This window comes from Stenotrophomonas pictorum JCM 9942 (genome assembly GCF_001310775.1).
GTDB lineage: Bacteria > Pseudomonadota > Gammaproteobacteria > Xanthomonadales > Xanthomonadaceae > Stenotrophomonas > Stenotrophomonas pictorum.
This window is the reverse complement of record NZ_BAZI01000675.1, coordinates 1-908: the sequence shown is the minus strand read 5'-3', so window position 1 is coordinate 908 and position 908 is coordinate 1. Positions and strand designations below refer to the sequence as shown.

Annotated in this window: 2 protein-coding genes; both read left to right on the top strand. The window is 69.6% G+C overall.

Going from position 1 to position 908, the window contains the following annotated elements; genetic code table 11:
* On the top strand, positions 1-452 hold a 452-nt coding region (locus JCM9942_RS16980), incomplete at its 5' end, for an FAD dependent oxidoreductase family protein (RefSeq protein WP_218185528.1).
* Positions 453-510: 58 nt separating this feature from the next.
* Positions 511-908 (top strand): FAD-dependent oxidoreductase (locus JCM9942_RS16975; RefSeq protein WP_343123499.1); only part of this gene is annotated, 398 nt, incomplete at its 3' end.

Below are 908 nucleotides of genomic sequence, written 5' to 3'. Positions count from 1 at the left end.
TCGATCGCAACGCCGGTCCGGCGCTGGGCACCTCCTTCGCCAACGGCGCCCAGCTCAGCTACGCCTATACCGACGCGATGGCCGGCCCGGCCACCTGGCGCCAGCTGCCGGAAATGGCGTTCGGCCGTAATGGCCCGTTCCGCACCCGCTGGTCGGCCGATCCGGATTTCCTGCGCTGGGGCGTGGCCTTCCTGCGCCAGGCCAATGCGGGCAGTCTGCACAAAAACACGCTGGCCACACTGGAACTGGCGCTGGAGTCGCGCGCGGCGATGCAGGCGCTGCTGCAGCAGCACCCGATCGCCTTCGACCACGCCGTCTCCGGCAAGCTGCACCTGTATCCCACCGCAGAAGGCGTGCAGGGTGCGGCGGCGATGATCGCGCTCAAGCTCCCTACGGCGTGCAGCAGCAACTGGTGGATGCCGCCGGGGCCCGCGCCATCGAGCCGGCGTTGAGCGGTGCGCCGTGGCTGGCCGGCGCGGTGTACTCGCCCGAGGAGGAGGCCGGCGATCCATGCGTTTCAGCCTGGGACTGCTGGAAATACTGCAACGCCAGTACGGCGTGCAGACCCGGTTCGATTTCGACACCCGTTCGCTGCAGCGCAGGAACGGCCAGTGGCAGCTGGAATCAGCCGATGGACAGGCGCTGCGGGCACCGCGGCTGCTGGTCTGCGCCGGCATCGACGGTGCCCGGCTGCTGCGCCCGGCCGGCATCCGCGTGCCGCTGATGGCGATCAAGGGCTATTCGTTCACCGCGCCATGTGGCGCCAATGCGCCGCAGGTCAGCATCACCGACACCAAACGCAAGCTGGTGTTCTGCCGGCTCGGCGAGCGTATCCGCGTGGCCGGTCTGGCCGATCTCAACGACTGGAACCCGGCGCCGGAACCGGCGCGGCTGGCACAGCTGGTGGC